At 42.0% G+C, this 7,853-nt stretch carries 7 protein-coding genes; 2 read left to right on the top strand and 5 right to left on the bottom strand.

The window, feature by feature from the left end; genetic code table 11:
- Positions 1 to 149: 149 nt before the first annotated feature.
- The 4 genes from JOD45_RS15935 to JOD45_RS15920 all read right to left on the bottom strand — a co-directional run bounded on the left by JOD45_RS15935 (position 150) and on the right by JOD45_RS15920 (position 5,195).
- A complete protein-coding gene (locus JOD45_RS15935) occupies positions 150 to 1,748 on the bottom strand; it encodes an ABC transporter substrate-binding protein (RefSeq protein WP_205004901.1) in 1,599 nt (532 codons plus the stop codon).
- A 17-nt stretch (positions 1,749 to 1,765) separates the two neighbouring features.
- Positions 1,766 to 2,734, bottom strand: coding sequence for an ABC transporter ATP-binding protein (locus tag JOD45_RS15930; RefSeq protein ID WP_205004900.1), 969 nt, complete (start codon positions 2,732 to 2,734; stop codon positions 1,766 to 1,768).
- A gap of 12 nt (positions 2,735 to 2,746) precedes the next feature.
- Positions 2,747 to 3,727, bottom strand: coding sequence for an oligopeptide/dipeptide ABC transporter ATP-binding protein (locus JOD45_RS15925; protein ID WP_205004903.1), 981 nt, complete (start codon positions 3,725 to 3,727; stop codon positions 2,747 to 2,749).
- 211 nt (positions 3,728 to 3,938) lie between these two features.
- The gene (locus tag JOD45_RS15920; RefSeq protein ID WP_239549331.1) at positions 3,939 to 5,195 is read right to left on the bottom strand and encodes a DHH family phosphoesterase; all 1,257 of its coding nucleotides are present in this window, start codon (positions 5,193 to 5,195) and stop codon (positions 3,939 to 3,941) included.
- 379 nt (positions 5,196 to 5,574) lie between these two features.
- Here JOD45_RS15920 and JOD45_RS15915 point away from each other — a divergent pair, with 379 nt between their 5' ends.
- Both JOD45_RS15915 and JOD45_RS15910 read left to right on the top strand, forming a co-directional pair.
- Positions 5,575 to 6,504, top strand: coding sequence for an extracellular catalytic domain type 1 short-chain-length polyhydroxyalkanoate depolymerase (locus JOD45_RS15915; protein WP_205004899.1), 930 nt, complete (start codon positions 5,575 to 5,577; stop codon positions 6,502 to 6,504).
- Between the two features lie 152 nt (positions 6,505 to 6,656).
- Positions 6,657 to 7,646, top strand: coding sequence for an ornithine cyclodeaminase family protein (locus JOD45_RS15910; protein ID WP_205004898.1), 990 nt, complete (start codon positions 6,657 to 6,659; stop codon positions 7,644 to 7,646).
- Between the two features lie 14 nt (positions 7,647 to 7,660).
- Here JOD45_RS15910 and JOD45_RS15905 read toward each other — a convergent pair.
- The coding region (locus JOD45_RS15905; protein WP_205004897.1) for a hypothetical protein at positions 7,661 to 7,853 on the bottom strand (193 nt) is incomplete at its 5' end.

Genomic DNA, 7,853 nt, shown 5'->3' with positions numbered 1-7,853 from the left:
AAAAGATCGGACGGTTTTTTTGTGTACTTTTTTTAATAAAAAAATGAAAAAGGGGCGCCAAAAAGTCAGTTATACTGACTTTTTGGACAGCCCCTCTTTAACATATTGAAAAAAAAGTTATCCGCAATTCACAGGGACAGACAATGCCATTATTTAAAATAAACGTCATCAAATTTGTCAGTTCCGGTTGGGTGCGGTTTGAAATTTTCTAGATTAGGTTTTCCTAAAAGCACCGGTTCAGCATAGACGAGCGGAACCCACGGGGCATCATCGTGAACAATGGATTGAACCTTTTTATAGAGTTCATCCCGCTTAGCCTTATTCGTTTCTGATTGGGCTTCAATGTTTAATTTATGAACTTCTTCATTGGCATAACGAGAGTAGTTATTGCTGCCGATGGCGTCTTTATCGAGGAGCGTATACAAAAAGTTATCAGGATCGCCGTTATCGCCGGTCCATCCTATAATAAACATCGGCGCTTCGCCTTTTTGAACCTTATCTAGATAAGTTGACCATTCCATATTAACAATCTTGGCGTCAACGCCGATTTTCTTAAAGTCAGCTTGGATGGCTTCGGCAGTTTTCTCCGGTGCCGGCATGTAGTCCCTAGGGTTTGTCATTGTCCACAGTTCTGTTTTAAAACCATGCGGGTAACCAGCTTCAGCCAATAGCTTTTTAGCCTTTTTTAAATCAAAATCGTAAGGCTTAATATCATTGTTATAACCTTCGATGCTTGACGGCATTGGGTTAGTTGCAGGTTTGGCATTTCCTGCAAAGAACCCCTTAATGATCGCCTTTTTATCTACAGCATCATTTAACGCCTGGCGAACCTTTTTGTTATTAAACGGTTTCTTTTCTACATTGAATCCAAGGTAAGCAACGTTCATTGGCGGACGTTTGTATTCCTTAATATTTTGGTTATTCTTCAAGTCCGCTGCATCGCTTGGATTGACGCCGTCCATTAAGTCGATTTCACCATTCTTTAAGGCATTTAGACGAGCCGAATTATCAGGAATGACTTTAAAAATAAGACGGTTAAGCTTCGGTTCGCCCGTTTTCCAATAGTTATTATTTTTTTCTAGAGTAATAGAATCTTTTTCCTGCCAGCTTTTAAATTTAAACGGCCCTGTACCGACAGCCGCTTTCTTGCCGTAATCAGCGCCGTATTTCTTAAGGGCGGTTGGGCTGGCAATAGCAAAAGGCGGCATGGCCAAGTCCTTTAAAAACGGTGCGGAAGGATGTTTTAATTTAAAAATGACGGTGTTGTTATTTTTTGCTGTTACACTGTCAATAACATGGCCTTTATCTCCTTTAAAGCCGCCGAACATCGAAGCATAATAAGCAAACTTCCCGGCATCGTGGCTATTCATCCAACGATCAAAGTTATAGACTACGGCTTCGGCATTAAAATCAGTGCCGTCTTGGAATTTAACCCCTTTTCGCAAATGAAACGTATACGTTAACCCATCAGGAGACACATCCCAGCTTTCAGCAAGTCCCGGGGCAGCATTTGTCGTCTGTCCTTTATAGTCGACAAGCGTATCATAGATATTTTTCGTGACTTTAAAAGATTCACCATCAGTAACGACCGCCGGATCAAGCGATGTTGTATCAGCGCCGCGTCCATAGACAAGCGTATCTTGCTTATTGCTGCTTGACGTTTTTTCACTTGATCCCGATGAACATCCTGATAAAGCGATTGATAATATAAAAACGATTGAAACAGCCGCTGCCAATAACTTCTTCATGTAAATCCCCCTTTAAACTAATGATATAAATGACAGGCAGCCAGCCGCCCGTCGTCAATCGCTGCCAGCTTTGGTTTGACGGCTTTGCATTTATCCATCGCCATTGGACAACGATTATGAAACACACAGCCTTTAGGCGGATCAGCCGGGCTTGGCACATCACCGGATAAAATCATTTTTTCTTTTTCTGAATCTGGATCCGGAACCGGCACCGCTGACAGCAATGCTTGAGTATATGGGTGCTTTGGGTCATCATACAGTTGATCGCTCGCTGCCAATTCAACAATTTGACCTAAATACATAACGCCAACACGGTCGCTGAAGTGATGAACAACACTCAAGTCATGGGCAATAAATAAAAAAGTTAATGAAAATTGCTCTTGCAAATCAGAAAGAAGATTTAATACTTGTGATTGAACGGATACATCGAGCGCTGATACAGGTTCATCAGCTATAATGAGCTTAGGATTGACCGCGAGTGCCCGGGCAATGCCAATTCTTTGCCTTTGCCCGCCGCTGAACTGGTGCGGGTAACGTTTGGCATGATAACTATCCAGACCGACAACTTCCAGAAGTTCTTTTACTCGGCGCTTTCTTTCTTTTTTGCCGCCAAGCTTATGAACAATCATTGGCTCTTCTATGATTCTTTCAACTGTATGGCGGGGATTTAATGATGCGAAAGGGTCCTGAAAAATCATTTGAATGTCTTTTCTGATCTCTCTTAGCTCCCGTTTCGGAAGCTTGGTCATCTCTTTGCCGGCAAAAACGATTCGTCCGTCGGTAGGTTCGATTAATCTTAAAATCATTCGGCCTGTTGTCGACTTCCCACAGCCGCTTTCGCCAACAAGTCCAAGCGTTTCCCCTTCATGGACAGTAAAACTGACACCATCAACGGCCTTGATGTGCCCGGCCGCCCTTCCAAAAATACCGCTTTCAATCGGAAAATGTTTTTTCAGGTTTTCTACCGTTAACAGAGGCTCGCCCATACACTATTCCCCCTACTGTTCTTGATACAGCCAGCAGCGTACGCTATGCTTATTATCATGATCTTTGATCAAATGAGGTTCTTCCTCGGTGCATCGCCTCGTAACATATTCGCAGCGCGGGGCAAATAGACATCCGGTTTTGATTGTGCCGGGCTTTGGTACGCTTCCTTTAATGGAATAAAGGCGTTCCTTCCTATTTCTCATATCTGGAACGGAACGAATAAGGCCTTGGGTATAGGGATGCTTTGGATTCTTAAATATATCTCTGATAAACCCTTCTTCGACAATTTTTCCGGCATACATGACAACAATTCTATGGCACATTTGAGCGACAACCCCAAGATCATGGGTGATCATCATAATGGCTGTCTTTGTTTCCCGATTAAGCTTTAACATCAACTCAATTATTTGCGCTTGAATCGTGACATCAAGCGCCGTTGTCGGTTCATCTGCAATCAAGACTTTTGGATCACAAGACATAGCCATTGCGATCATGACACGCTGCCGCATGCCGCCGGATAATTGATGAGGATAGTTATCCATCAATGACTCTGCCCTTGGAAGCCCGACTAGTTTGAGCCATTCAACAGCTCTTTCTGCCGCTTGCTTTTTTGAATACTTTTTATGAATGCGAATCGCTTCAATCATTTGGCTGCCTATCGTAAATACCGGATTTAATGATGTCATCGGCTCCTGAAATATCATTGCAATCTCATTGCCGCGAATCTTCCTCATTTTTGCTTCGGATGCATATGTAATGTCATCATCCTTATAGTAAATATGACCGCCGATAATTTTCCCAGGCGGAGACGGCAGCAGCCCCATAATTGAAAGTGAGGTAACACTCTTGCCGCATCCCGACTCTCCCACAACACCCAATATTTCTCCTTCTTTGACATAAAAGTCCACACCATCAACAGCAGGGACCTTTCCGTCATCTGTAAAAAAATAAGTTTTTAATCCTTGAACATCGAGCACGGGTTTTGACACTATACCACCCCCATTTCTATATTCAATAGAATTGATACAAAGACAATGATAGAGTCCTCATATCTTTTATTAATTTTAGCGAAAAGGCATGCGAATAGCTACTATTTTTTAGACAATTCTGATAATTAGACAAAACTAGTTATATTTCTTCATTTTTTTAGAATGAAATGCAGACGGTGCCTATTTAGAAGTAAAACAAAATCAGCTGCTGGATTCATTCGTCCAACAGCTGATTTTTATCGCTCCATATCCCTTGCATAATTCCTTCAAAATCTGCTCTGACTTCTTCTTCGGTATACGGCAAGGCTCTTGTCAGTTGATGAATCATATCATCATCGTATCTCAGCCATGAGGCATACTGCCGTTTCAGATAACGTTCCGCCTCATCAAATGAAGGGAATACGCGATCAATACGCATACCATCATGAACAATTTCCCATTCATTTTCATAAATAGGCCTGATGAAAGAAATGTCTCCTTTGCGGTTAATATAGCATGTCCCATGTGATGAACCTTTAACATTAAACTCATTTAAATCAGGATCAGGCTTGATTGCCGGCAATGAAAAGGCATCGGTGACAAACTTTTTAAATGCCTCGTCATTTAAGTCGCATCCGGAGGCTTTCGGATGCCCGCCGCCGTTATAATGCTTGGCAACTTCAGAAACGTCAACGTGATCATAGACCGTTCGTAAACTTATTTTTTTCGTACCTACATTCACTATGGCGATTAAATCCAAATGAGGATAAATTTTATTCAATGTATTTCCAAGCTCTGAATGATATTGTTCAGCATGAACGATGCCCATGCAATAATCATCAATAATCGCTTGAACAACTTGCCACCGTTTTGAATTGATATAGCGATCGATTTTTTTCTCTTCAATATCCAGCAGCGTCTCTTCAGTTTCTGATAAAGAAAATTGGTCAGGATTCTCGGTTAACCGATGCAGCATTTCTGATTCAAACTGGTCCCGGCCGATAATGCCAAACAAATCGTTCAAACGTTTGGCATCCACATTGTCATTCTCTTCCCAATCCCACGTATCATATTGGCGAATGAGTTCAATAAAAGTATCCAGGGCTTCTGTTGGATGAATCAAATTCTTTTTTATTAGATAATGATAGAAAAGCGACGCGGCACATGTCTTCGTTCCAGATGCATCTTCGGGTTTCACCCAGCCCCATTTGTAATCGTTAAAGTGCATGGCCGTCACATGATGATCGATCATTTGAACAAAATTTCCTTCATTGAATCTCTTGTCCAATGCTTTTTCAACGGTTTCATTCACAGCAAGGTCGGTTATATAAACAGGCGTATCTTCATTCTTAGGATCTTCAAGAAATCCAGCAACGCGCTGGTTTAAATTGCGATACGTACAATAAGAGACTTCCGCCTCATCGCCAAAAGCAATCTTTGCGATGAGGCCGCAGCCTATACCATCAAGATCGCTATCGGTAAATAATTTCATAATATGTAAACCCGCCTTTCTATTTATGTCATAAACCTTTCTTCCAGAATTTAATGCTCCACAGATATTATGTGATAAAAAACGCCGATTGATAAGTTATTATGAAAAAAATCGTACATGCCCCCATTTTCCTAAGGGGCTGATAACATTTGAACAGGAGGGATGAAAAGTATATATTGAAAAGAGTTAAATAAGCCGTACGATAATCGACCAAGATATAATCAACATGTTTAAAAGCACAATCCAGTTACTGTCCTGAAGGAAAATATCATTTAGGCGACCGCTTAGGTGCTTGAACGGCCAGCATATATGCCGAAGTGAGCAAGATCTCATTAAGCCGGCAATCACCGCTCATAAATATTTTAAAGGGGGGATCATTTTGGGCAGCTTCACAGAACACACCCTCGATGGATACCGTTATAAACTTTATGTCCCTGCTCATTATAAAAAGGAAAAACCATTGCCATTGTTAGTCATGCTGCATGGGTGCAAACAAGACCCGGACGACTTCGCCCGAGGCACAAAAATGAATGATTTGGCTGAACGAGAAAACTTTTTTGTCCTTTACCCTGAAATGAATGCACTATTTAACCCTTTTAATCCAACCGAATTTAATATTGATAGATGCTGGAATTGGTTTTTAGATGATAACCAGCATCGCGCCGAAGGACAGCCAAAGATTATTAAGGATATGATTGATGACATCAAGAAAAATTACAGCATTGCTGCAAATAAAGTGTACGCAGCGGGGCTGTCTGCAGGTGCAGCTATGGCAACGATTCTAGGCGTCACCTATCCGGACGTGTTCAGTGCCATTGGTGTTTGCTCCGGCCTGCCCTATGATGCTGTCGATGTCTTTATCCCGGTAGACCCGACAGCACAGACGGCCTTAAATGTCATGATCCAAGGGACAGCCGACCCTTATCAATGCGGAAATGCTGCTTATGAGGAAATGGGCGCTTACAAAAGAAAAATGCCTGTGATTGTGTTCCACGGCATTTGTGATACAACCGTCCATCCTATAAACGGCCAACAGGTGATTATTCAATGGGCGCAAACGAATTTTCTTGCAGAAGGCGGCAAAGGCAAAGCCGATGTCACACCAGCCTCTCAAAAGACCGGCATTATTAATAAAAGAAGCTATACCCAGCACATATACAACGACAAAGAAGGGAAACCGTTAATGGAGCTTTGGATGATCGATTTAATGGGGCATAAGTGGTCAGGAGGAAGCCCTGAAGGCTCCTATACTGATCCGCTCGGGCCTGACGCATCATCATTAATATGGCATTTCTTCTCAAGGCACTGACCTTGTGAATGTAAGGCGAGTGTGAATATTGTCAAATACCAGCTGTTGGATAAAGTTATCCGGCGGCTTTTTTTATGGAAAACCTGTCAGAAGAAGGATTTCGGATTCCCTGTCATTAAGTATTATGTATAACCTTCCAAGGAGGCATGCCTATGCTGGCTATAAGTAAAAGTGACATCAAAAAATCTGTCACTATGAATGAGATGATTGACGCGATGGCAACAGCTTTAATTGAATACTCAAAGGCCAGAACCACAACGCCTGTACGCACCGCTTTACCTGTATCAAAAGCTCGCGGCAACGCTTTGTTTATGCCCTCCCTGGCAGAATCTATCGGAGGACTGGGCATAAAAGTTGTTTCTGTCTTTCCCGAAAACAAAAAATTGAATAAAGAGCCGATACAAGGTATCGTTCTCTTGCTAGACTTCAAAACCGGCGAACCATTGGCATTAATAGAAGGGTCATATTTAACCGTACTTAGAACAGGGGCTTTATCAGGGCTTGCCACAAAGTATTTGGCACGTTCTAATGCCCATATTCTCTCCGTTATCGGTACCGGCGCACAGGCAAGAGGACTTGTTGAAGCCATGCTTTGTGTCCGGCCCATTTCTGAAATTCGCCTTTTTAACCGTACGTCCTCTAAAGCTGATAGGTTCAAACAAGAGCTTTCGTCGCAATATAGAAATTTAAAAATCACCGTCTGCCATAATGCTGACGAGGCCGTACAATACAGTGATATTCTTGTAACTGCAACGAATGCTGAAACACCTATCTTTACTGTAACTCAATTAAAACCTGGACTTCACATTAATGCTGTCGGTTCATACCGCCCTGAAATGCAAGAGATACCCAGTTTTGTCTTAGAGACGGCTGAAAAAGTCGTTGTTGAATCAAAGGAAGCAGTTCTGGAAGAAACAGGCGATCTAATAACGCCTATTAAGGAAGGAAGATTTGCAGCTGAAAACATTTACGGGGAGTTAGGCCAAATTGCCGGCGGGATTAAATCAGGCCGTGAAAATGATCAGGAGATGACCTTTTTTAAATCCGTCGGTTTGGCCGTTGCTGATATTGCCGCAGCCAAGCTAATATATGAAAGAGCCATAAAAACCGGGCTAGGACAAAAAATCGCGCTGACAAATTGACTTTTTGCATATCTTTAAAATAAAAACGCATAATAAAAATAACTTGGCTGATGCCAAGGTCTACTGATAAAACCATAGCAAGTGCGCCACAACTTATGGTTTAACGGCCAGAAAAAGGGCTTGTCTGATAAGTCCTTAAAATGAAGCAAGTGGAGAAAAACAAATTGTTTTTCTCCACTTGCTTTTATATTTTTTCGATTTTTCTTC

The sequence above is a fragment of the Scopulibacillus daqui genome (assembly GCF_016908855.1).
Lineage (GTDB): Bacteria > Bacillota > Bacilli > Bacillales > Sporolactobacillaceae > Scopulibacillus_A > Scopulibacillus_A daqui.
This window is presented reverse-complemented; position numbering and strand designations above follow the sequence as displayed.

Coding starts and splice junctions, on each gene's coding strand:
- JOD45_RS15935 (WP_205004901.1), bottom strand. CDS start 1,748: ATGAAGAAGTTATTGGCAGCGGCTGTTTCAATCGTTTTTATATTATCA.
- JOD45_RS15910 (WP_205004898.1), top strand. CDS start 6,657: ATGCTGGCTATAAGTAAAAGTGACATCAAAAAATCTGTCACTATGAAT.
- JOD45_RS15930 (WP_205004900.1), bottom strand. CDS start 2,734: ATGGGCGAGCCTCTGTTAACGGTAGAAAACCTGAAAAAACATTTTCCG.
- JOD45_RS15920 (WP_239549331.1), bottom strand. CDS start 5,195: ATGAAATTATTTACCGATAGCGATCTTGATGGTATAGGCTGCGGCCTC.